General features: G+C 68.0%; 24 protein-coding genes. 14 read left to right on the top strand and 10 right to left on the bottom strand.

Going from position 1 to position 21,923, the window contains the following annotated elements; translation table 11 throughout:
- Positions 1-87: 87 nt before the first annotated feature.
- Positions 88-1,896, top strand: coding sequence for a monovalent cation:proton antiporter-2 (CPA2) family protein (locus A6A40_RS05475; protein WP_063634499.1), 1,809 nt, complete (start codon positions 88-90; stop codon positions 1,894-1,896).
- On the opposite strand, the gene A6A40_RS05470 is transcribed toward A6A40_RS05475, so the two are convergent.
- The 3 genes from A6A40_RS05470 to A6A40_RS05460 all read right to left on the bottom strand — a co-directional run bounded on the left by A6A40_RS05470 (position 1,893) and on the right by A6A40_RS05460 (position 4,729).
- Positions 1,893-2,690, bottom strand: a complete 798-nt coding sequence (locus tag A6A40_RS05470) for an ABC transporter ATP-binding protein (RefSeq protein WP_063634498.1) — start codon at positions 2,688-2,690, stop codon at positions 1,893-1,895. The genes A6A40_RS05475 and A6A40_RS05470 overlap by 4 nt on opposite strands.
- A complete protein-coding gene (locus A6A40_RS05465) occupies positions 2,687-3,595 on the bottom strand; it encodes an ABC transporter permease (protein ID WP_063634497.1) in 909 nt (302 codons plus the stop codon). The genes A6A40_RS05470 and A6A40_RS05465 overlap by 4 nt, the downstream gene beginning before the upstream one ends.
- A gap of 153 nt (positions 3,596-3,748) precedes the next feature.
- Positions 3,749-4,729: an ABC transporter substrate-binding protein gene (locus tag A6A40_RS05460; RefSeq protein WP_082860733.1), complete on the bottom strand. Its 981-nt coding sequence runs from the start codon at positions 4,727-4,729 to the stop codon at positions 3,749-3,751.
- 347 nt (positions 4,730-5,076) lie between these two features.
- Here A6A40_RS05460 and A6A40_RS05455 point away from each other — a divergent pair, with 347 nt between their 5' ends.
- Positions 5,077-5,457 (top strand): DUF983 domain-containing protein, encoded by a 381-nt coding sequence (locus A6A40_RS05455; RefSeq protein WP_063636135.1) that lies wholly within the window; start codon positions 5,077-5,079, stop codon positions 5,455-5,457.
- A 133-nt stretch (positions 5,458-5,590) separates the two neighbouring features.
- Here A6A40_RS05455 and A6A40_RS30670 read toward each other — a convergent pair whose 3' ends face one another.
- Both A6A40_RS30670 and A6A40_RS05450 read right to left on the bottom strand, forming a co-directional pair.
- Positions 5,591-5,764: an RSP_7527 family protein gene (locus A6A40_RS30670; protein ID WP_158279278.1), complete on the bottom strand. Its 174-nt coding sequence runs from the start codon at positions 5,762-5,764 to the stop codon at positions 5,591-5,593.
- Positions 5,765-6,232: 468 nt separating this feature from the next.
- Positions 6,233-7,048 carry a hypothetical protein gene (locus A6A40_RS05450; protein ID WP_063634496.1) on the bottom strand — a complete coding sequence of 272 codons (816 nt, stop codon included), beginning with the start codon at positions 7,046-7,048 and terminating at the stop codon, positions 6,233-6,235.
- Positions 7,049-7,103: 55 nt separating this feature from the next.
- On the opposite strand from A6A40_RS05450, the gene A6A40_RS05445 reads away from it, so the two are divergent.
- From A6A40_RS05445 to moaE, 8 genes are all read left to right on the top strand, one after another.
- Positions 7,104-7,874, top strand: a complete 771-nt coding sequence (locus A6A40_RS05445) for an SDR family oxidoreductase (RefSeq protein WP_063634495.1) — start codon at positions 7,104-7,106, stop codon at positions 7,872-7,874.
- A gap of 404 nt (positions 7,875-8,278) precedes the next feature.
- Complete coding sequence (uvrC, locus tag A6A40_RS05440) at positions 8,279-10,258, top strand: excinuclease ABC subunit UvrC (protein WP_082860732.1); 1,980 nt, start codon at positions 8,279-8,281, stop codon at positions 10,256-10,258.
- A gap of 78 nt (positions 10,259-10,336) precedes the next feature.
- The gene (pgsA, locus tag A6A40_RS05435; RefSeq protein WP_063634494.1) at positions 10,337-10,939 is read left to right on the top strand and encodes a CDP-diacylglycerol--glycerol-3-phosphate 3-phosphatidyltransferase; all 603 of its coding nucleotides are present in this window, start codon (positions 10,337-10,339) and stop codon (positions 10,937-10,939) included.
- 28 nt (positions 10,940-10,967) lie between these two features.
- Positions 10,968-11,468, top strand: a complete 501-nt coding sequence (gene mobB / locus A6A40_RS05430; RefSeq protein WP_063634493.1) for a molybdopterin-guanine dinucleotide biosynthesis protein B — start codon at positions 10,968-10,970, stop codon at positions 11,466-11,468.
- Entirely contained in the window at positions 11,465-12,127 is a 663-nt protein-coding gene (locus A6A40_RS05425; protein WP_063634492.1) for an HAD hydrolase-like protein, read from the top strand. The genes mobB and A6A40_RS05425 overlap by 4 nt, the downstream gene beginning before the upstream one ends.
- Positions 12,128-12,197: 70 nt before the next feature.
- Entirely contained in the window at positions 12,198-13,451 is a 1,254-nt protein-coding gene (moeA, locus tag A6A40_RS05420) for a molybdopterin molybdotransferase MoeA (protein ID WP_063634491.1), read from the top strand.
- Positions 13,452-13,461: 10 nt separating this feature from the next.
- A complete protein-coding gene (moaD, locus tag A6A40_RS05415) occupies positions 13,462-13,713 on the top strand; it encodes a molybdopterin converting factor subunit 1 (RefSeq protein ID WP_063634490.1) in 252 nt (83 codons plus the stop codon).
- A 4-nt stretch (positions 13,714-13,717) separates the two neighbouring features.
- Complete coding sequence (gene moaE, locus A6A40_RS05410) at positions 13,718-14,179, top strand: molybdopterin synthase catalytic subunit MoaE (protein WP_063634489.1); 462 nt, start codon at positions 13,718-13,720, stop codon at positions 14,177-14,179.
- Positions 14,180-14,204: 25 nt separating this feature from the next.
- Here the strand turns inward: moaE and A6A40_RS05405 are convergent, their stop codons facing one another.
- Positions 14,205-14,795: a YqgE/AlgH family protein gene (locus A6A40_RS05405; RefSeq protein ID WP_063634488.1), complete on the bottom strand. Its 591-nt coding sequence runs from the start codon at positions 14,793-14,795 to the stop codon at positions 14,205-14,207.
- 194 nt (positions 14,796-14,989) lie between these two features.
- On the opposite strand from A6A40_RS05405, the gene A6A40_RS05400 reads away from it, so the two are divergent.
- The 3 genes from A6A40_RS05400 (at position 14,990) to A6A40_RS05390 (ending at position 18,148) form a co-directional block, all read left to right on the top strand.
- The gene (locus A6A40_RS05400) at positions 14,990-17,065 is read left to right on the top strand and encodes a protein-disulfide reductase DsbD family protein (RefSeq protein ID WP_063634487.1); all 2,076 of its coding nucleotides are present in this window, start codon (positions 14,990-14,992) and stop codon (positions 17,063-17,065) included.
- Between the two features lie 92 nt (positions 17,066-17,157).
- The gene (locus A6A40_RS05395; protein ID WP_063636133.1) at positions 17,158-17,508 is read left to right on the top strand and encodes a zinc ribbon domain-containing protein YjdM; all 351 of its coding nucleotides are present in this window, start codon (positions 17,158-17,160) and stop codon (positions 17,506-17,508) included.
- 157 nt (positions 17,509-17,665) lie between these two features.
- Complete coding sequence (locus tag A6A40_RS05390) at positions 17,666-18,148, top strand: peroxiredoxin (RefSeq protein ID WP_063634486.1); 483 nt, start codon at positions 17,666-17,668, stop codon at positions 18,146-18,148.
- Positions 18,149-18,186: 38 nt separating this feature from the next.
- On the opposite strand, the gene rnhA is transcribed toward A6A40_RS05390, so the two are convergent.
- From rnhA to cysQ, 4 genes are read right to left on the bottom strand one after another with little or no spacing between them, the layout of a single operon-like run.
- Positions 18,187-18,663 (bottom strand): ribonuclease HI, encoded by a 477-nt coding sequence (gene rnhA, locus A6A40_RS05385; protein ID WP_063634485.1) that lies wholly within the window; start codon positions 18,661-18,663, stop codon positions 18,187-18,189.
- A 4-nt stretch (positions 18,664-18,667) separates the two neighbouring features.
- Complete coding sequence (locus A6A40_RS05380) at positions 18,668-19,651, bottom strand: homoserine kinase (RefSeq protein WP_063634484.1); 984 nt, start codon at positions 19,649-19,651, stop codon at positions 18,668-18,670.
- A gap of 13 nt (positions 19,652-19,664) precedes the next feature.
- Entirely contained in the window at positions 19,665-20,498 is an 834-nt protein-coding gene (locus A6A40_RS05375) for a ferritin-like domain-containing protein (protein ID WP_063634483.1), read from the bottom strand.
- Positions 20,495-21,271, bottom strand: coding sequence for a 3'(2'),5'-bisphosphate nucleotidase CysQ (gene cysQ, locus A6A40_RS05370; protein WP_063634482.1), 777 nt, complete (start codon positions 21,269-21,271; stop codon positions 20,495-20,497). The genes A6A40_RS05375 and cysQ overlap by 4 nt, the downstream gene beginning before the upstream one ends.
- Before the next feature lie 90 nt (positions 21,272-21,361).
- On the opposite strand from cysQ, the gene A6A40_RS05365 reads away from it, so the two are divergent.
- Positions 21,362-21,922 carry a GNAT family N-acetyltransferase gene (locus tag A6A40_RS05365; RefSeq protein WP_063634481.1) on the top strand — a complete coding sequence of 187 codons (561 nt, stop codon included), beginning with the start codon at positions 21,362-21,364 and terminating at the stop codon, positions 21,920-21,922.
- Position 21,923 lies beyond the last annotated feature (1 nt).

Below are 21,923 nucleotides of genomic sequence, written 5' to 3'. Positions count from 1 at the left end.
GGTATAGCCAGACCGACGGTTAAGCATCTGGTGCCGACCCTTGAAATCACGCCATAGTCCCCCGGTGACAGACGAGCGGCGGGGGACATGGCGGAATTGGTGACGTTGGTCGTGCTGCTGGCGGCGATGGTGGTCGCGGTGCCGGTGGCGAAAAGGTTCGGGTTCGGCGCCCCCCTGGGCTATCTCGCCGCCGGTCTGGCGGTGGGGCCTGCGGGGCTCGGGCTGGTCACCAATGTGTCGGCGATTGCTCATGCGTCGGAACTCGGCGTCGTGATGTTGCTGTTCCTGATCGGGCTGGAACTGCGCCCCGCGCGGCTGTGGGTGATGCGCAAGTCGGTTCTGGGGCTGGGCGGGGCGCAGGTTGCGGTCACCGGCGCCGTGATCGCCGGCTTGTGCGGCTGGATCCTGGAACTGGCTTGGCCGACCGCCGTCGTTCTCGGCTTCGGCTTCGCCCTGTCTTCCACGGCCATGGCACTGCCGATGATGGCGGAGCGCGGACTTCTGGCCAACCAGTCGGGGCGCAACGCCTTTTCCGTCCTGCTGTTCCAGGATCTCGCCATCATCCCGGCCGTGGCCCTGCTGCCCCTGTTGGGCAATGGCACCGTTCCGCAGGCCGACGGGGCGTGGCTGGCGGTCGGCAAGGCGGCTGTCGCCGTCGCCGTCGTACTGATCGGCGGACGCTTTCTGCTGCGTCCGATCTTCCGCGCGGTCGACCGGGCTGGGGCTCCGGAGATCTTCACCGCCACCGCCCTGCTGATCGTCATTGGCACCGCCGTGCTGATCCAGGAGGCCGGATTGTCCATGTCGCTGGGCGCCTTCATGGCCGGCGTGCTGTTGTCCGATTCGGAATACCGGCATGAGGTGCAGGCGGATATCGAGCCGTTCGAAGGGTTGCTGCTCGGCCTGTTCTTCGTTTCGGTGGGGATGGGCGCCGATATCCCGGCCTTGCTCCAGCATCCGATCCGCTTCCTCGGCCTCGCCTTGGCGCTCCTGCTGGTGAAGGCCCTGGTGATGCTGGTGTTGGCCCGCATCGCCGGGGTGCCCTGGGCCGGAGCGATGCGGATGGCGACCGTGTTGAGCCAGGGGGGCGAGTTCGGCTTCGTGCTGTTCGGGCTGGCGGTCGTGGGCGGAGCCATGGCGGGAGAGCAGGCGTCGGCAGCGATGCTGGTGGTCACCCTGTCCATGCTGGCCACACCCTTCCTGTTCGCAGCGGAGGAGCGCTGGCTCGCCCCGCGGCTGATAACGGCTAAGCCCAAGCGGCCCTTCGACTCGCCGCCCGACGACAACCCGCGTGTCATCATCTGCGGCTTCGGCCGGGTGGGGCAGGTGGTCGGCCGCGTGCTGCGGATGCGCGGCATTCCCTTCACCGCGCTGGAGCAGAGCGCAGCCCAGGTCGATTTCGTCCGCAAGTTCGGCAGCCAGGCCTATTACGGCGATCCGACCCGCGTGGAGCTTCTGCGCGCAGCGGGAGCGGACAAGGCCAAGATCCTCGTCGTGGCACTGGACGACATGGAGCAGTCGCTGCGGGTGGTGGAAGTGGCGAAGCGCCATTTCCCCAACCTGACCATCTTCGCCCGCGCCCGCAACCGCCGCCATGTCCACCATCTGATGGACCGCGGCGTCACCAACATCGTTCGGGAAACCTTCGATTCGAGCCTGCGGCTGACCGGTGACGTTCTGCGTCAGATGGGGCTGGCAGACGGCGAGGTGAGGCGGACGCTCGACACCTTCCGCGCCCATGACGAGCGCACCCTGATCCACCAGCATGCCGTCCACAATGACGAGACGAAGCTGATCCAGACTTCGCGGGATGCCGCCGCGGAGCTTCAGTCCCTGTTCGAGGCGGACCGCGAGGACGATGTGGACGGCGACGCCAGGTTTCCGGCCAAGGCCTAGCCGATCAGCAGGCTGTCGTCGCTGATCTCGGTCCCGCCGCGCTGCTTGGCGAACAGCGCCAGCAGATGCGGGACGTCCAGCCCGGCACGCTCGTCGCCGGCCACGTCCAGCACGACGCGGCCCTCGTGCAGCATCAGCGTGCGGTCGCCATAATCCAGCGCCTGCCGCATGGAATGGGTGACCATCAGCGTCGTCAGCCGATTGTCTCGGACGATGCGCCGGGTCAGGTCCAGCACGAAATCGGCGGTGGCGGGATCGAGTGCCGCTGTGTGTTCGTCCAGCAGCAGGATCTTGGAGCCCGCCAGCGTCGCCATCAGCAGGCTGACCGCCTGACGCTGACCGCCCGACAGCAGGCCCATCCGGTCGTGCAGCCGGTTCTCCAGCCCGAGGCCCAGCGCGGCGATGCGGTCGCGGAAGCCCTTGCGCCGATCGCTGCCCAGCGCCAGCCCCAGGCCGCGGCGGCGCCCGCGGGCGGCGGCCAGCGCCATATTCTCCTCGATGGTCAGGGCGGCGCAGCTGCCGGCCATCGGATCCTGGAAGACGCGGGCAACCAGCCCGGCGCGGCGCGGCGTGTCCCAGCGGGTGACGTCGGTGCCGTCGATGGAGATGCGGCCCTGCTCCGCCAGCACGTCGCCGGCCAGCGAGCCGAGGAAGGTCGATTTGCCGGCGCCGTTGGAGCCGATGACGGTGACGAACTCGCCCTCGGGGATGGTCAGGCCGATGCCGCGCAGCGCATGTTTCTCCAGCGGCGTGCCGCGGCCGAAGGTGACGTGGATGTCCTCGACGACGATCATTTGGCGGCACTCGGATTGCGGGGCGCGCCGCGGGACGCCTTGGCCTTGAGGCGCGGCAGGATCAGGGCGACGGCGACCAGCAGCGCCGTCACCAGATTGAGGTCGGAGGCCTGCAGACCGATGCTGTCGGCCGACAGCGCCACCTGCACCGCCAAGCGGTAGAGGATCGACCCGGCGACGCAGCCGATCAGCGCCAGCGCAAGGGCGCGGGCCGGCAGCACCGTTTCGCCGACGATCACCGCGGCAAGACCGACCACGATGGTTCCGATGCCGGTGGTGACGTCGGCGAAGCCGTTGGTCTGCGCGAACAGCGCGCCGGCAAGGCCGGTCAGACCGTTGGACAGCGCGATGCCGGCATAGACATGGGCGTCGGTGTCGACACCCTGGGCCCGCGCCATCCGGGCATTCACGCCGGTCGCCCGCATCGCCAGCCCGAACTCGCTGGACAGGAAGCGGGCGAGCAGCAGAACCACCGCCGCGACGATGAGGCCGACCACCAGCGGACGGACGATGTGGTCCGGAATCCCCAGGCCATAGAAGGGGGTCAGCACCGTGTCCTGCATCAGCAGAGCCACGTTCGGCCGCCCCATCACCCGCAGATTGACGGAGAACAGCGCGATCATTGTCAGGATGCTGGCAAGCAGATGCAGGATCTTGAAGCGGACGTTCAACGTTGCCGTGACCAGCCCGGCCACAGCACCCGCCAGCGCCGCGGCAAGGCTGGCGAGCCAAGGATTGACGCCCGCGATCAGGAGCACCGCGCAGACGGCCGCGCCCAGCGGAAAGCTCCCGTCCACCGTCAGGTCGGGAAAGTCCAGGATGCGGAAGGACAGATAGACGCCGATGGCGACCAGCGCATAGACGAGGCCGATCTCGATGGCGCCGAAGAGGGCGATTTCGGTCATTGCGGTGCTTTTAAATGGGCAGACACTTGCCCCCACCCTAACCCTCCCCCGCTGGGCGGGGGAGGGGACAAGCGCTTGTGCGGGAGAGCGGCGGAGTTCCCTCCCTTGCGAAGCGGGGGAGGGTTAGGGTGGGGGCGTTCGGAGCCGGCGGCCTTACTGCCCGACCACCTTCGTCGCGCGCTTCACCACCGCGTCGGGCAGGGTGACGCCCATGGCGGCGGCGGACTTCGGGTTGACGAACAGGTCGGTGCCCCTGGCCAGTTCCACCGGCAGGTCACCGGGCTTCTCGCCCTTCAGAACGCGGGCGACGATGGCGCCGGTCTGCTTGCCGACCTGGAAATAATCGAAACCGATGGAGGCCACCGTGCCGCGGGCGACGCTGTCGGTGTCGGCGGAGAAGATCGGCAGCTTGGCCTGCTGGCCGACCGCGATCACGCTTTCCAGCGCCGAGACGACCGTGTTGTCCAGCGGGATGTAGACGGCATCCGCCTTGCCGACGAGGCTGCGCACCGCCGGCTGGGCGTCCGACGATTTCGGAACGGAGGCCTCGACGACGCTCAGCCCGGCCTTGGCGGCCTCGTCCTTCAGCGCCTTGACCAGCACGACGGAGTTCGGCTCACCGGGGTTGTAGAGCACGCCGATGCGCTTGGCCTGCGGAACGATCTCGCGGATCAGGGCGACATGCTCGGCCACCGGGGCCATGTCGGACAGGCCGGTGATGTTGGCGCCCGGCTTGTCCATCGACTTCACCATCTGGGCCGAAATCGGGTCTGTCACCGCGGTGAAGACGACCGGGATGTCACGGGTCGCCGCCGCCACCGCCTGGGCCGAGGGGGTGGAGATCGGCACGATCACGTCGGGCCGCGATCCGGCGAACTGGCGGGCGATCTGGGCGGCGGTGGCCGGGTTGCCCTGCGCGCTCTGGTATTCGACCTTCAGGTTCTGGCCCTGGACGAAGCCGGCATCCTTCAGCGCCTCCACCACGCCGTCGCGGGTCGCGTCGAGCGCCGGATGCTGGACGATGGCGGTGATGGCGACGGTCTTGCTCTGCGCCAGCGCCTCGACCGGGGCGGCGAACGGACCGACGAAGGCGGCGAGTGCCGCCGCGGCGCACAACAGACGGGTGAAGGACATGGCTGCGGATCTCCTGGACACGGAAGGCCTTCCCCTAGACCGCGCAGGCGCCGCCGTCAACTCGGCAGCGGGGCGCCGGGTGGCCGGGAATGGAACATTTGAAACGCTATGAACCATAGTCCGGAGAGCGTTCCACCGTTTCATCCGCCGTTCGATCCACCATCCCCCTCCACAGCCGCAACCGGTCCGGATGTTTCATAGCATGAGGCGGCCGCGGCGGTAAGGATGGCCGTGAAAAGACGCCCATGCCGGCAAGGAGGAGTCCGGCATGGCCGACCCGCCCGCAATCGTGGGTGTCGCTCCGGTCGGAAAGAGCCTATATTGTGGGCAGCACGGAAGGAATGGTCATGACCGTTGGAACCGAAGCCGCCCCGTCGAAGTTTCTCGCGTCCTTCCGCGGCCTGATCGGATGCTGCCCCAACTGCGGGCAAGGCCGGCTGCTGCGGAACTTCCTGAAGCCGGTCGACCGCTGCGCCGCCTGCGGCGAGGCCTATGGGCATCTGCGCGCCGACGATGCGCCGCCCTGGATGACGATCCTCATCGTCGGGCATATCGTCATCCCGGCCCTGCTGTCGGTCGAACAGAGCTACGAACCGCCGACCTGGGTGCATCTGACCGTCTGGCCGCTGCTGACCCTGGTGCTGACGCTGCTTCTGCTGCCGCGCTGCAAGGGGCTGGTTCTGGGGCTGCTGTGGAGCACAGGCGCACCGGGATCGGAACAGGCCTGAGCTCCTGTTCTTCCTGTCCGCATTCCTTGCAGCCTGAAACGGACAACGGCACCGCGCGGCGTTGCGCAGTGCCGTTGTCCGTTTTACGGTTCTGTGTTCGATCCCATCCCGCCGCCGGGCGGGAATGAAGCGGTCAGCGCGCGCTGGGGCTCAGCGCGGCCGGGCCATGGCCGGCACGGTCACCGGACAGGGTGGCGCGCAGCCTGGCGAACAGCTCGCGCAGGTACTCGGCGCGCATCTTGCGAGCGGCCAGCACGATCTCTGCCTGACTGCGGGAATCGCGAATTTCGTCGAAATTAGTGTTCATGGCTCTGGGAATCTCCACGTTAGGTGAGAGACGTCCGCTCCCTTGGAATTTGTTTGCCTTGTGAGGCTTAAGATAGGGCAGAGCCGCTGCCCTAAGAAGTGCGGTCCACGCAATGCCGCCTGACGATTTCCGTATCAGCTTCCCCAATTAACGGAGGTGCGAACTATTGTCGCAGGCCGCGGTCGGTCAGCGGTCGACAATAGTTCGCCCTTCACACTATTTCCGCTCCCTGGCTCCATCCACGCCGACATTGCGGTTGGAAACCTCGCGGATGTCGAGCGGTATGGGACGTTCGTCGATACCGCCGCCGTCGCTTGGGCCGGTGGCGCTTTCGATGGTCCTGTCGTCGCGGGGCCGATCAATCCGGAGCCTGCCGTCGTCTTTGCGGCCGTCGCTCTAAGCAGGTTTTCCGCACTCCGCCCCCAGATGGGCGCTCTCCCGTCTGCGGTGTGGAGGTCTCGGTCTTGCTCAACAGGGCTGAAGCGCGCTCGTCACCGCATGTACATCGAACCAGCCGCCGACGCTGTGGCGGAGATCGTGCCGGCGATCCTGCTCCGGCGCCGGGGCGATGTCCCACAGCCAGGACATGTCGGGAGCGGGCAGGGAAAGCCCCCAGGTCGACTCCTCCACCTCCGTCACCGTTCCACGGTGCAGCCAGGAACTGTCGACATCGGTGTACAGCGCCGCCCGCCCGGCGATGCCGGTCAGCCAGCCGAGATGCCCCTGCACCATGGTCCGGGCAAAGGCCAGCCGTTCGGCTTCCGTCGTGTGGGGCGCGCGTCGCTCCACCGCGTCCAGCGGCAGAAGCGGCAGTTGCGACAGCAGATTGCAGGACAGGGCGAAGCGGAAAGGCTCGCCATCGATGGTCGGCGGCACGAACCCGGTGGGGACCGGGGCGCCACGGTCGAGCGCCATGGCGAGCGGGGCCAGGGCTCCGCTGACATCGAGTTCCAGCAGCCGGACGTTCGGCAACCCTGCAACGCGGCGGCGGACCGCCCGGCTGTGCAGGATGTCCACCAGCACCACCTGGTCGAATCGCGCGGTCAAGGGCTCCAGAGGGACTTCGATCAGCAGCCCCGACCCGACAACCAGCGCCCGTCCGCCCGGTTCCACACGCTGGATCGCCTGTTCGACGAAACGGTGGCAGGCGGCCACATGCGGCGCCCAGGCCCGCCGCTGCCGCCGATACCGGGCGCCGAGCGCCACCATTTCAGCCAGATAGCCGAAGCGGCGGGCCAGCGGATGGCAGGGCGTGGTCAGATACTCGATCGCTTCGCGCAGCATGGCCGGTCGCTTCTCCCCCCTTGACCCGCAGCGGTGGCAAGGTACCTATGACGGCATGGTCGAGATCAAGAGGAAAGCGGCCCTGGTCACAGGGGCCGGCAAGCGCATCGGGCGTGCCATCGCGCTCGATCTGGCGGGGCAGGGTTGGGACGTGGCCGTCCACTACCGAAGCTCCCGCGGGGAGGCCGATGCCGTCGTCGCGGAGATCCGCCGGGCGGGCGGGAGGGCCATGGCCTTTGCCGCCGACCTGGACCGCGAGGGGCAGGTGAAGGCGCTGGTGCCCGCGGTAACCGAACAGCTCGGCCCGCTGACCCTGCTGGTCAACAACGCCTCCCGTTTCGAGCGCGACGAGGTCGCCGATGTGACCCGCGAATCGTGGGATGCGCATATGGAGGCGAACCTGCGGGCGCCCTTCGTGCTGTCGCAGGATTTCGCCTCACGGTTGCCGGAGAGCGAAGGCGGCCTGATCGTCAACATCATCGACCAGCGCGTTTGGAATCCGACTCCGCATTTCGTCTCCTATACCCTGTCCAAGATGGGATTGTGGGCGCTGACCCGCACGATGGCGATGGCGCTCGCCCCGCGCATCCGGGTGAACGGCATCGGCCCCGGTCCCATCCTGCGCAACGACCGCCAGACGGAAGGGGAATTCTCTGCCCAATGGGAGTCCACTCCGCTCAGGCGCGGCAGTACGCCGGAGGAGATCTGCGCAGCCATCCGCTTCCTGATCGCCGCCCCGGCGGTGACAGGCCAGATGATCGCTCTGGACGGCGGGGAGCATCTGGGATGGGCGCAGCCGGCGCATGGCTTCGTCCCCAACGAATAGAGGCCTGTTACAAATCGGAAACCGCATCGGGCCGGGGCGGACCGGACCGCATCATCGCCCCGGCGCCCCTGCCGCCGGGAAAATGACCGCGCGTTTTACACAGGTGCCCCACCCCGCGCAAGAGGCGCCTGCGACCCCGCGACAATTTTGTGGGCACGCGTCAATTCCCGTCCTTGACTCGGGCCCGCCCTAGGAAAATCAATGGGTTGGCAAAATTGCCTAAAAAATGGGCGGAAGCATGGGAGCCCTTGCGGCGCCTAGCTCCGGACGTGCTACCCCCTCCGTTATCGACAAACTTATCCACAGGTTCCGTGGATATTCTTCCGGAGGGGTGAGTCGTTCCAACTGTTCCCTTCCCGTACCCGACGGTTGACCCGCGCCGGCCGCTCGACGACAGTCTGGTCATGTCCGAAACGCAATCCTCCGCCCCCCAGGCTCCTGCCACCGCAGAGCCGGCAGACTCCGCCGACGCCATCACCGCAGCCGATGCGGCGCCCGGCGAAAGCGCTGCCGCACGGCCGAAGCGGCGCCCGGCCGATATCGGCCGGGGCGTCGAAATCATTCGTGAACATCTGAAGACGCTGCCGCAGACGCCGGGCGTCTACCGCATGCTGGCGGGCGACGGCGCGGTCCTGTATGTCGGCAAGGCACGCAACCTGAAGCGCCGGGTGACCAACTACACCCAGGTCGGAAAGCTGCCGGTCAGGCTCCAGCGCATGGTCGCGGAGACCGAGACGATGGAGTTCGTCAACACCCACACCGAGGTGGAGGCGCTGCTTCTCGAATCGAACCTGATCAAGAAGCTGATGCCGCGGTACAACGTGCTGTTGCGGGACGACAAGACCTTTCCGCACATCATGATCACCAGGGACCACGACTATCCGCAGCTGACCAAGCATCGGGGCGCCCGCGGGCGCGATGCCGATTATTTCGGCCCCTTCGCCTCGGCCGGGGCGGTGAACCGCACCATCACGGCGTTGCAGAGGGCCTTCCTGCTGCGCAACTGCGCCGACACGGTTTTCGCCAGCCGGACCCGGCCCTGCCTGCAATACCAGATCAAGCGCTGCACGGCGCCCTGCGTCGGCCGGGTCACGCCGGCGGAGTATCAGGCGCAGGTGAACCAGGCCCGCGCCTTCCTGTCGGGCAAGAGCCGCGACATCCAGACGGAGTTCGCCGACCGGATGATGGCCGCCTCAGACGCCATGGATTTCGAGACGGCGGCGCGCTACCGCGACCGCATCCGCGCGCTGACCGCGATCCAGGCCCACCAGGACATCAATGTCGAGGGGGTGGTGGAGGACGCCGACGTGATCGCCGCCTATGCCGAGGGCGGCGTGACCTGCATCCAGGTCTTCTTCTTCCGCGGCGGTCGCAACTATGGCAACCGCGCCTATTTCCCCAGCCATGACAAGGCGGCGGAGACCGAGGAGGTGCTGGCCGCCTTCATCGCCCAGTTCTACGAGAACAAGGCCGCCCCGCCGCTGGTGCTGGTCAGCCACGCCCTGCCGGAACTGGAGCTGCTGAGCGAGGCTCTGGCGGTCCGGGCAGGCCACAGGGTGGAGTTGGCGGAGCCCAAGCGCGGCGAGAAGCGGCGGATCGTCGAGCATGCCCTGACCAACGCCCGCGAGGCGCATGGCCGGCGTCTGGCCGAAAGCTCCAGCCAGGCGCGGCTGCTGGACGGGGTGGCGGCGGTCTTCGGCATGGATGCGCCGCCGGAGCGGGTCGAGGTCTATGACAACTCACACATCCAGGGTGCGCACGCCATCGGCGCGATGATCGTCGCCGGGCCGGACGGATTCATCAAGAACGCCTACCGCAAGTTCAACATCCGGAGCGAGGGAGCCGCCGGCGACGACTTCGCCATGATGCGCGAGGTTCTGACCCGCCGCTTCGGCAGGGCGGTGAAGGAGGACCCGGAGCGCAGCCTGGGTAGCTGGCCCGATCTGGTGCTGATCGACGGCGGGCTGGGGCAGCTGAACGTGGCGCTGGAGGTGTTCGCGGAGCTGGGCATCGACGACGTGACGCTGGTCGGCATCGCCAAGGGGCCGGACCGCGACGCCGGACGCGAACATTTCTTCATGGAGAACCGGCCGCCCTTCCAGATGGAGCCGCGCGATCCGGTGCTGTACTTCCTGCAGCGGCTGCGCGACGAGGCGCACCGCTTCGCCATCGGCACCCACCGGGCCAAGCGCGCCAAGGCCATCGGCAAGTCGCCCATCGACGAGATCGCCAGCATCGGCCCCGCCCGGAAGAAGGCGCTGCTGCACCATTTCGGCAGCGGCGCGGCGGTGGCGAGGGCCGGGCTTGCCGATCTCGAAGAGGTGGAAGGGATCAATCGTGCCGTTGCGAAAAAGATATACGATCACTTCCATCCCGATGGTTAGAATGCGGGCACCTTCCGACAGCCGGCTCTCCCACGGGCGCCGTGCGGCGACATCCTCCAGCGGTTCGAGTTTTCCGTCATGCTGACCAGCCTGCCCAACCTGCTGACCCTGTCGCGCATCGCGGTGATCCCGGTGGTGGTCGGGCTGTTCTATGTGCCGGAGGCCTGGGCCGCCTACACCGCCTGCTCGCTCTATGCCGCGGCCTGCATCACCGACTGGTTCGACGGCTACCTTGCGCGCGCCTGGGCGCAGGAAAGCGTGATCGGCAAGTTCCTGGACCCCATCGCCGACAAGCTGCTGGTCGCGGCGACGCTGATCATGCTGGCCGGATTCCACCGGCTGACCGGGCTGTCGATCCTGCCCGCGGTGGTAATCCTGCTGCGCGAGGTGCTGGTGTCGGGCCTGCGCGAGTATCTGGCCGGCCTGCATGTCGGCGTTCCGGTGACCTGGCTGGCGAAATGGAAGACGACCATCCAGATGATCGCGCTGGGCTTCCTGATCGTCGGCGATTATGGTCCGGCGGAACTGCCGGTGACCATCATCGGCACGGTGGGCCTGTGGATCGCCGCAGCCCTGACCTTCTACACCGGGTGGGATTACATGCGTGCCGGACTGACCCACATGATGGCGGAACAGCCGGCGAAACCCGGCGCCGCCCGGTCCGCCCGCAGCGCCGGCTGAGAATTTCCGACAGGATGATTTTTGGGCCATGAAGATTTTCGGACTGACCGGCTGGAGCGGCAGCGGCAAGACCTCGCTGATGGTGCGTCTGATCCCGGCGCTGACCGGGCGGGGCCTGCGCGTCTCGACGGTCAAGCATGCCCATAAGGGCTTCGACATCGACCATCCCGGCAAGGACAGCCACAACCACCGCGTCGCCGGCGCGACGGAGGTGCTGGTCAGCTCCCCGCGCCGCTGGGCCCTGATGCACGAGCTGCGCGACGGCGAGCCCGAACTGACCCTGGACCAGCTGTTGACCAAGGTCGCTCCGGTCGATCTTCTGCTGATCGAGGGCTTCAAGCGCGACCGGCACGAGAAGATCGAGGTCTGGCGCGCCGACGTGGACAAGCCGCTGATCGCGCCGGACGACCCCACCATCGTCGCTGTGGCCAGTGACAGCCCGGTGCCGAACTGTCCGGTGCCGGTGCTGGACCTGAACGACGCGGAGGCGGTTGCGGCGCTGATCGTCAAGCGTTGCGGGTTGGGGTGAGCCACCGCGCTGGTCCAGGGCGGAGCGCCGGGGGATACAGGCTCGCCATCTTCGATTTCGACGGCACGCTGGCCGATTCGTTTCCCTGGTTCATCGGTGTTCTGAATGGTGTCGCCGACCGCTATGGCTTCAACCGGGTGCGGCGGGACGAGGTCGAACAGCTGCGCGGTTACGATGCGCGGCAGATCATGCGGCACCTGCGGGTTGCGAACTGGAAGCTGCCCTTCATCGCCAGCCATATGCGCCGTCTGATGGCGCGCGACATCGAGGGCATCCGGCTGTTCGACGGAATTCCTGACATGCTGCGCATGCTGAACGGCCGGGGCGTCACCGTCGCCATCGTCAGTTCCAATTCGGTCGAGAACATCCGTCGCATCCTTGGGCCGGACGCGGCGGGGCAGGTGGGCCATTACGGCTGTGGCGCATCGCTGTTCGGCAAAGCGGCGAAGTTCCGCAAGATTCTGAAGATGACCGGCATTCCGGCAGACCGGGCCATCGGCATCGGCGACGAGGTGCGGGACATCGACGCGGCGCGCAAGGTGGGAATCGGCTGTGCCGCGGTCGCCTGGGGATATGCCCGCGCCGATGCGCTGGCGGCACGGCGGCCGGATCGGCTGCTGGCTCGGGTGGACGAGATCGCCGGGCTTTTCGGCGGCTAAGTGCCACGTCCCGGAAAGCAGGCCTTTTCCCTCTTCGCAGGCGCCGCCGCGACGGACTAGAGTGACGGCCATGGTGCAACTCGACAATGATTGCTTCGCCTTCGGCGGGCCGATGATGGCGGTGGAGCCGGCGCTGGCGCTGCTGGCCGGACGGGTCGGGCCGGTGACGGCGACCGGGACGGTTCCGCTGACAGAGGCGCTGGGCCGGGTGCTGGCCGCCGATCTGGTCGCGCCCTTCAACGTGCCGCCGCACGACAATGCGGCGGTGGACGGCTATGCCGTGTTCTTCGACGATCTCAGCACCGACGGCCCGACGGTGCTGCCGGTCACGGCGCGGGTCGCCGCCGGGCAATGGCTCGGCCGGCCGGCGGTGCGGGGGGAGGCGGTGCGCATCTTCACCGGCGCGCCGATGCCCGCGGGCATGGACACCGTCTTCATGCAGGAGGATTGCCGCGCCGATGGCGCCACCGTCACCCTGCCGGCCGGCAACCGCCGCGGTGTGAACCGGCGGCTGGCGGGAGAGGATGTCCGCGAGGGATCGGTCGTGCTCGCCGCCGGGCGTCGCCTGCGGCCGGAGGACATCGCGCTCGCTGCCTCGCTCGGCCATGGGACGCTTGAGGTGCGCTGCAGATTGCGGGTGGCGGTCTTTTCCACCGGCGACGAGCTGCGGCAGCCGGGGCAGCCGCTGGAGGCGGGCGCCGTCTACGACGCCAACCGTTACGCGCTGATCGCGCTGCTGACCCGGCTGGGCTGCGCCGTCACCGACCTCGGCATCCTGCCCGACCGGTTCGAGACGATCCGCGATGCGCTGGCGGAGGCCGCGGCCGGCCATGACGCGCTGATCACCTCCGGCGGCATGTCCACCGGCGAGGAGGATCACGTCAAGCCGGCGGTGGAGGCGAACGGGCGGCTCGATTTCTGGCGTCTGGCGATCAAACCGGGACGGCCGGTGGCGTTGGGGCGCGTCCGCGATGCCGTGTTCGTCGGGCTTCCCGGCAACCCCGTCGCGGTGGTCGTCACCTTCCTGCGCATCGCCCGGCCGATCCTGCTGCGGTTGATGGGGGCGGCGGACGAGACGCCGCGGCCGATCCCGGTGCGTGCCGCCTTCAGCCACAGGAAGAAGCCGGGCCGGCGCGAATTCCTGCGCGGGTCGCTGACGCGGGGGGAGGATGGTGCGCTCGCCGCCACCAAATACCCGCGTGACGGCGCGGGTGTCCTGTCGTCGCTGGTCGACTCCGAAGGTTTGATCGAACTGCCGGAGGATCTTGCCCAAGTCGAACCCGGTATGACCGTCGACTTCGTGCCCTTCAAAGAATTCCTCTAGGGGATATGTGATGAAGATTCTCTATTTCGCCTGGCTGCGCAGCAAGATCGGCGTGCCGACCGAGACGGTGGAACTGCCGGCGGAGGTCGCCACCGCGGGCGATCTCGTCGAGTGGCTGAAGACCCGTAGCCCGCGCCATGCCGAGGCTCTGGCCAACAGCAAGGTGGTCAAGGTGGCGGTGAACCAGGAGCATGTGCCCTACGACCACCCGATTTCACCGACCGACGAGGTGGCCCTGTTCCCGCCGGTGACGGGAGGCTGACGCCATGGCGATCCGCGTCCAGGCGGAGGATTTCGACGTCGGCGCCGAATATGCCGCCTTCACCGCCGGCCGCACCGGCGTCGGCGGGGTGGCCATGTTCGTCGGGCTGGTGCGCGACATCGCCGGCGGCGAGGCGGTCAGCGCCATGACACTGGAACACTACCCCGGAATGACCGAAAAGCAGCTTGAGGCAATCGAGATGGAGGCGCGGCGGCGCTGGCCGCTGGACGACGTGCTGGTGATCCACCGGCATGGCCGGCTGGAGCCGGGCGACCGCATCGTGATGGTCGCCACCGCCTCGGCCCATCGCGACGCCGCCTTCGAGTCCTGCCGCTTCCTGATGGACTGGCTGAAGACCAAGGCCCCCTTCTGGAAGCTGGAGGCCACACCCGAAGGCGAACGCTGGGTGGAGGCGAAGGAGAGCGACGATGCCGCGGCGGCGCGGTGGGCCGGGCAGGGAGACTGAGCGGTGAGCGCTCAGGCGCGGCAGCTCAGGCGTGGCCGGCTTCTCCCGACAGCATGGAGACGCTGACGCCGAGCTTGCCGATGGCGCGTTCCCATTTGGCGTCCAGGTCGGTGTCGAACAGCAACTTCTCGTCGCAGGGCACGTTCAGCCAGCCGTTGGCCTGGAATTCTGCGTCCAGCTGCCCCGGACCCCAGCCGGCATAGCCCAGCAGCAGAATGTTGCGGCGCGGGCCGCGGTCTTCGGAGATCGCGCGCAGGATGTCGATGGTGGCGGTCAGCGCCACCTCGTCGTTCACCACCAGTGTGCCGTCACGGACATAATCGGTGGAGTGCAGAACGAAGCCGCGGCCCGACTCCACCGGCCCGCCGTAATGGACCGGCAGGTTGTTCATCGGCTGCGGGACGGTCATGTCGAGCTGTTCCAGCAGGTCTTCGAACGTGATCGACCCGAACAGCCGGTTCACCACCAATCCCATCGCGCCGTCTTCGTTGTGGGCGCAGACATAGATGACCGAACGCTGGAAACGCGGGTCCTCCATTCCAGGCATGGCGATCAGCAGCTGGCCGGTCAGCGATTCCGTGGTCTTGGAGTCCGGAGACTTGGTCAGGCGCGGCATGGTCGATTATCCTTGTCGTCGGTCCGGTGCGGAAGACCGCCCCCGTCCGTACGGTCGGTTGTGATTGGCGCTCTGGCGACGCTTTCCCCGGAGTGTGACAGCACCGGCCGAGCTTTGTCACCTATATATGGGCTATCATATAGGGTGTCGGGGACGCGGTTGCGCCCCTTTCCGGGAACAGAACAGTGCGCGCGATGAAAAGACATGCCTCCCTCCTGTTGCTGCTGCTCGCCGCCCTGGCTGGCGCAACCTGTCCCGCCGCGGCCCAGGACGGCATCGGAGCCTGGGTCAAAGCCGGGCAGGTCGAGGCGCGTCTCGTCTCCGCCGTGCGCGGCACCGGCACCCTGACGGCGCTGCCGCTGGGGCTGGAATTGCGGCTGGAGCCGGGATGGAAAACCTATTGGCGGTCGCCCGGCGATGCCGGCTTCGCCCCGCGGCTGGATTGGAGCGGATCGGCGAACCTGACCGAGGCGGCTCTGTCCTACCCGGCCCCGCACCGCTTCTCGGTTCTCGGGTTCGAGACCGCCGGCTATGACACCGCCGTCCTCTTCCCGATCCAGGGCAAGCCTGCCGAGCCCGGAAAGCCGGTCGATCTGGCGCTGACCGCGGAACTGCTGGTCTGTTCGGACATCTGCGTGCCGCAGACTCTGACCCTCGCGCTTGCCCTTCCCGCCGGACCGGCGGACCCGAGCGATGCCGCGAACGACGTGGCGCGCGCGCAGGCTCTGGTGCCGCGGGGACCGAACGGGCTGCTTCGCATCGACTCGGTGCGGGCCACCGGCACCACGCTGGAGGTCGAGGCGACCGCCGCCGACGGCTTCGTCAGCCCGGATCTGTTCGTGGAGACCGAGCCGCCGCTGACCTTCTCCGCACCCAAGAGCGTCTTTTCCGACAATGACCGCCATGTCCGCCTGACCCTGACAGCGACCGAACCTCAGCCTGGGCTGGAACTGGCGGGGCGCGCGATGACCCTGACGCTGGTCGATGGCGACAAGGCTGTGGAGGCGCCGGCAACGGCATCGGCCGGAGGCGCCCTGCCGGTTCCGGCCGGTGCGGGGCTGGCGGCGATGCTGGGCGTGGCCCTGCTCGGCGGGCTGATCCTGAACCTGATGCCTTGCGTGCTGCCGGTGCTGTCGCTGAAGCTGATGTCGGTGGTCAAGCATGGCGGCCAGGCCCCGGCCGCGGTGCGGGCCGGTTTCCTGGCAAGCGCCGCCGGAATCCTGGCCTCCTTCCTGCTGATGGCGTCGGTGCTGGTCGGGGTGAAGGCGGCGGGCGGAGCGGTCGGCTGGGGCATCCAGTTCCAGCAGCCGCTGTTCCTGGTCTTCATGGTCGTGCTGGTCACCCTGTTCTCGGCCAATTTGTGGGGATTGTTCGAGGTTCCGCTGCCCCGCCCCCTGGCCGACCGGCTGGGCGGGGAGGGGCTGGCCGGTCCCTTCGCCACCGGCATGTTCGCCACCTTGCTGGCAACCCCCTGTTCGGCGCCGTTCCTGGGCACGGCGGTGGGATTCGCTCTGTCCAAGGGGCCGGCGGAGATCTATGCCATCTTCACGGCGTTGGGCGTCGGGCTGGCCTTGCCCTATCTGGCGGTGGCGGCCTGGCCGCGGGTGGCAGGCTGGTTGCCGCGGCCGGGGCGCTGGATGGCGACTCTGAAGATCGTGCTGGGCTTTGCGCTGATGCTGACCGCGGTCTGGCTGCTGTCGGTGCTGACCGCGCAGATCGGCGAGGTCGCCGCCGCCACGGTCGGGCTGCTGATGGCAGGGCTGGTGCTGGCGCTGTGGATCGGACGCAGCGCCCGCGGTGTGGCACGGACCGCCGGACCGGCGCTCGCCGGCGTGCTGGCGGTCGCCGCCTTCGCCATGCCGGCGGCGGTCGGCCCGTCCGCCGGTGCCGCGCCGGTGGTCAGCGATGCCAGGACGCGCTGGGTGCCCTTCGCCGAATCCGCGATCCGCGACCATGTGGCGGCCGGCCGTATCGTCTTCGTCGATGTCACGGCGGATTGGTGCATCACCTGTCAGGCGAACAAGAAGCTGGTGCTGAACCGCGAGGCGGTCGCCACGCGGATGGAGGATCCGTCGCTGGTGGCGATGCGCGCCGATTGGACCCGGCCGGACGCGGCGATCGCCAAGTTCCTCGCCGACCATGGCCGCTACGGCATTCCCTTCAACATCGTCTACGGTCCCGGCGCGCCGGAAGGCATCGCGCTGCCGGAACTGCTGAGCGACGGCGCGGTGCTGGAGGCGCTGAACAAGGCGGCCGGAAAGGGCGCTTGAAACCGCCCTTCCGGAAAAGGCCTATGGTTGTTGCGGCTATTCTGCGGTAACAGGGCGCCTCCGGGAGGCTCTCCCGCGCCATGAGGATGATGATGGACGATCAGATCAACTGCCCGCAGTGCAGCTCCGAAAACGCCTATGACGACGGGAGCCTGTGGAACTGCCCCGATTGCGGGCACGAGTGGAACCCCGACACGGCCACAGCCGCGGCGGAAGAGGCCGGACAGGGCGTGCGGGACGCCAACGGCAATCCGCTGAGCGACGGGGACAGCGTGACCGTCATCAAGGATTTGAAGGTCAAGGGATCATCCCTGGTGGTGAAGGGCGGAACCAAGGTGAAGAACATCCGGCTGGTCGACGGTGCCGATGGCCACAACATCGCCTGCAAGATCGACGGCATCGGCGCCATGAACCTGAAGTCCGAGTTCGTGAAAAAGGCCTGACGCCCTACGCCTTGCACGCGAACCGTGCCTTGCGGCCATTGGCCGCGGGGGATAGAAGGGATGCAGGGCCGGACTCCGCCAAGGGGGTTCGGCCCAACCCAAAGGGTCAAACCCAAAAACGGGAAAGGCCCAGGAAAAACGGGAAGGGTTAGAGACGATGAGCATCCAGGTTGGCGATACCATTCCGTCCGTCACGCTGAAGTGGCTGACCGACAACGGCATGCAGGATGTGACCACCGACGAGCTGTTCAAGGGCAAGAAGGTCGTCCTGTTCTCCGTCCCCGGCGCCTTCACCCCGACCTGCTCCGCCAAGCATCTGCCGGGCTTCGTCCAGCAGGCCGACGCGCTGAAGGCCAAGGGCGTCGACAGCATCATTTGCCTCGCGGTCAACGACCCGTTCGTGATGCGCGCCTGGGGCGACAAGGGCGAAGTCGGCGACAAGGTCGCGATGCTGCCGGACGGCAACGCCACCTTCACCACCGCTCTCGGCCTGACGATGGACGGCTCGGGCTACGGCCTGGGCACCCGCGGCCAGCGTTTTGCCCTGGTCGCGGAAGACGGCAAGGTCACCCATGTCGCCGTCGAGGCCCCCGGCAAGTTCGAGGTGTCTTCGGCCGAAGCGGTGCTGGAGACGCTCTGAGGTCGCGAAGCCCTCTCCCATGGGAGAGGGCTTGTCCGTCATGGCCGCGCCCGCACGTCGGACACGCCACGCCGCGCCAATTCGTCAGCGCGTTCATTTTCGGGATGGCCGGCGTGGCCGCGGACCCAGTGGAACTCAATCTGGTGCTGCCGCTTCGCCTCTTCCAGGCGCTGCCACAGATCGACATTCTTCACCGGCTTCCTGTCGGCGGTCATCCAGCCCTTCGCCTTCCAGCCATGGATCCACTTGGTGATGCCGTTCTTCACATATTCGCTGTCGGTGAAGAGACGGACGGTCACCGGCTTCTTCAACGCCTCCAGCGCCATGATGGCAGCCATCAGCTCCATGCGGTTGTTGGTGGTCGCCGGCTCGCCGCCATACAGCTCCTTCTCCACCTCGCCATAGCGCAGGATGGCGCCCCAGCCGCCGGGGCCGGGATTGCCGCTGCAGGCGCCGTCGGTGAAGATGTCGACCGTCTTGCGGGCGGCTTCGGTCGGGGGGGCGTCGTCCGTCATCCGCTCAGGCCCCGCCCGCTTCCGGGTCGTCGAGGAAATAGTCGCCCAGCCCGCGGACCGTCTGGTGGAAGCGCAGCTTGCGCAGGTATTCCAGAGGATCCTTCGGCCGCACGAAAGCGCCCGGCGGATGGTTCAGCCAGTCATAGAGGCGGGTCAGCAGGAAGCGCACCGCGCTGCCGCGGCACAGCCAGGGCAGGGCATCCAGTTCCGCCCGCGACAGCGGACGGACCTTGCGGTAGTTGGACAGCAGCAGCCGCGCCTTGGTGGCGTTGAAGGACCCGTCGATCTCGAAGCACCAGGCGTTGATGCAGATCGCCACGTCGTAGACGAAGAAGTCGTTGCAGGCGAAATAGAAGTCGATCAGGCCGGACAGGCTGTCGCCGCGGAAGAAGACATTGTCCGGGAACAGGTCGGCATGGATGACGCCCGCCGGCAGGCCGACCGGCCAGTTGGCCTCCAACGCGGCCAGTTCGGCTTCCAGCGTCGCGCGCAGACCGGGCGCCACCTCGTCGGCACGCTCGGCCGATTTGGCGAACAGCTCCTTCCAGCCCGGCAGGGCCAGCGCGTTCGGCCGCTCCATGCGGAAATCGCCGACCGCCAGATGCAGGCGGGCCAGCGCCTCGCCCAGCTGGGCGCAATGCTGCGGCGTGATCCGGCGCGGCCACATGCCGGCCAGGAAGGTGACGATCACCGCCGGGCGGCCGCACAGTTCGCGCAGCGCCACGCCATCCCGCCCCGCCACCGGCAGCGGACAGGCGATGCCCTTGTCCGCCAGATGCTCCATCAGGCCGAGGAAGAAGGGCAGATCCTCCTTCCTCGTCCGCTTTTCATAGAGCGTCAGGATGTAGGGGCCGCGTTCGGTCACCAGCAGGAAGTTGGAATTCTCCACCCCCTCCGCGATGCCTTTGCACGACAGCACCGCGCCCAGATCGTACTGGGCGGCGAAGGTGCTGAGATCCTCGTCGGTGACTTCGGTGTATACGGCCATGATGTGCAGCGCCTTACCGGGTTTCCGGCTTGCGGTCAATTTCGGGCGTGATCGGCTCGTAATATTCCGGGCCGAAGCCGGCGAGTTGGCGGCTGGTGACGTTGAAGGGACGCTTCAGCCCGCCGCGGAAATGGCGTCCAACCAGTTCCTGCCACAGGGCGACCGGCTCCGCCCCGCGTTCGGCGCAGAGATGGACGAACCAGCGCCGGCCGGCGGCGACATGGCCGATCTCCTCGTCATGGATGGTCTGCAGCAGGTCGGCGCTCTCCGCGTCGCCGAAATCGCGCAGGCGGCGCACCGTCTCCGGCGTGACGTCCAGGCCGCGGGCCTCAAGCACCATCGGCACCAGCGCCAGCCGGGCGGCGAGGTCGTGCGCGGTCTCCGTCGCCGCCTGCCACAGCCCGTCATGGGCCGGCAGGTCGCCGTAGGAGGAACCCAGCGCGTTCAGCCGAGTCTCCAACATCCGGAAATGCCGCGCCTCGTCGTCGGCGACCTGCACCCAGTCGTCGGTGAAACCCTCCGGCAGGCCGAGATGGGCGAATCGGGCGACGATGTCCCAGGCGAGGTCGATGGCGTTCAACTCGATGTGCGCCAGCGCGTGCAGCAGGGCGATGCGGTTCTGCGCGCTGCCGCCGCGCCCACGCTTGGGCATGTCGCGCGGCAGCTTCAGCTCCGGCCGGTCGGGACGGGCAGGGCGGTCGGGCGGCGGCGCGGGCACGTCGGGAGACAGCAGGCCGTCGCGCCACGCGGCGGCGTAGGAATGGGTCAGGCGCACTTTCTCCAGCGGCGCCGCGGTGGTCAGCACCGCGGTCGCCGCCTCGCCCAGGCACGAAATGGTAACGGTCATTTCCAGCCGTAGGCGACGAAGTTCGGGTTCAGGATGTCGTCCTTGCCATAGACGAGTGGCGAGCCGTCCGGCTGCTCCACCCGGCCGCCGGCGCCGATCAGCACGGCATGGCCGGCGGCGGTGTCCCACTCGCTGGTCGGTCCGAAACGCGGGTAGAGGTCGGCCTTGCCGCTGGCCACCGTGCAGAATTTCAGCGAACTGCCGCAGGACACCCGGTCCTTGACTGTGTATTTGCCGAGAAACTCCTCCAGGATCGACCCGCTGCCGTGCGAGCGGCTGGCGACGACGGTCAGCCCGTCGGCCGGCGGGTTGCGGACGGAGATGGCATGGTCGTGCCGCCCCTCGGCGCAATGGACCGCGGTGCCAGGGCCGGCCGCGGTGTACATGTCGCCGGTGGCCGGCGCATAGACGACACCCAGGACCGGCACCCCATTCTCGATCAGGGCGATGTTCACGGTGAACTCGCCGTTGCGGGAAATGAACTCCTTGGTGCCGTCGAGCGGATCGACCAGCCAGAAGCGTCCGCCGGAGACGTCGGGCCGGTGGCCGGCAGCCACCGCCTCCTCCGCGACCACGGGAACGCCGGGCAGGAGATGGTGCAGCGCCGGAATGATCACCGCCTCCGCCGCCTGATCGGCCTGCGTGACAGGGCTGCCGTCGACCTTTGTGGCGACGTCGATGCCGTCGTTGTAAAAGCGCAGGATGACCTGACCGGCCTCATGGGCGATGGTGCGGACCGTCGGCAGCAGGCTCGCCACAGCGGCGTCGGGCATTGGGTGCTCTCCCTATGGTATGAAGAATCAGCATACCGTGCCCGCCAGCGGGCCGGAAGCTTTTGAACGGATGTCGGATGGAGAAGGCGGATGACGATGGCAGAGCGGTCGGAGGGTGGTCGGGTGGTCGGCGCAGGCGCATCGGCCCTATGGCGTGCTATGACCGCGGCCGATCTGGACCGGCTGCTTGCCATTGCGGACATCGTGCATCCGGACTACCCGGAAGACCGCAGCGTGTTCGAGGAGAGGCTGGCGCTCTACCCCGCCGGCTGCCGTGTGGCGGAATGCCGCGGCGAGACCATCGGCTATGGCGTGATGCATCCGGGCAAGCTGGGCGTCCCCCCGCCGCTCGACACGCCGCTGGGCAGCTTGCCGGCCGACACCGATTGCCTCTACCTGCACGACATCGCTCTGCTGCCGGAGGCGCGCGGCACCGGGCTGGGCGCGGCGGTGCTGGCCTATGCGCATGGGCTGGCGGTACGGGAGGGTTGGGGATGGCTGGCGCTGACCTCGACGCCGGGCGCGAGGAGCTATTGGGACCGGGTCGGCTTCACGCCGTACCGGGACGGCGGACCGGCTCTGGCGGCGAAGCTGGAGAGTTACGGCGGCGGAATGAGCTACATGACGGCACCTGTGAAGGCGCCGGCCTGAG

This window comes from Azospirillum humicireducens (assembly GCF_001639105.2).
Taxonomy (GTDB): Bacteria; Pseudomonadota; Alphaproteobacteria; order Azospirillales; family Azospirillaceae; genus Azospirillum; species Azospirillum humicireducens.
This window is presented reverse-complemented; position numbering and strand designations above follow the sequence as displayed.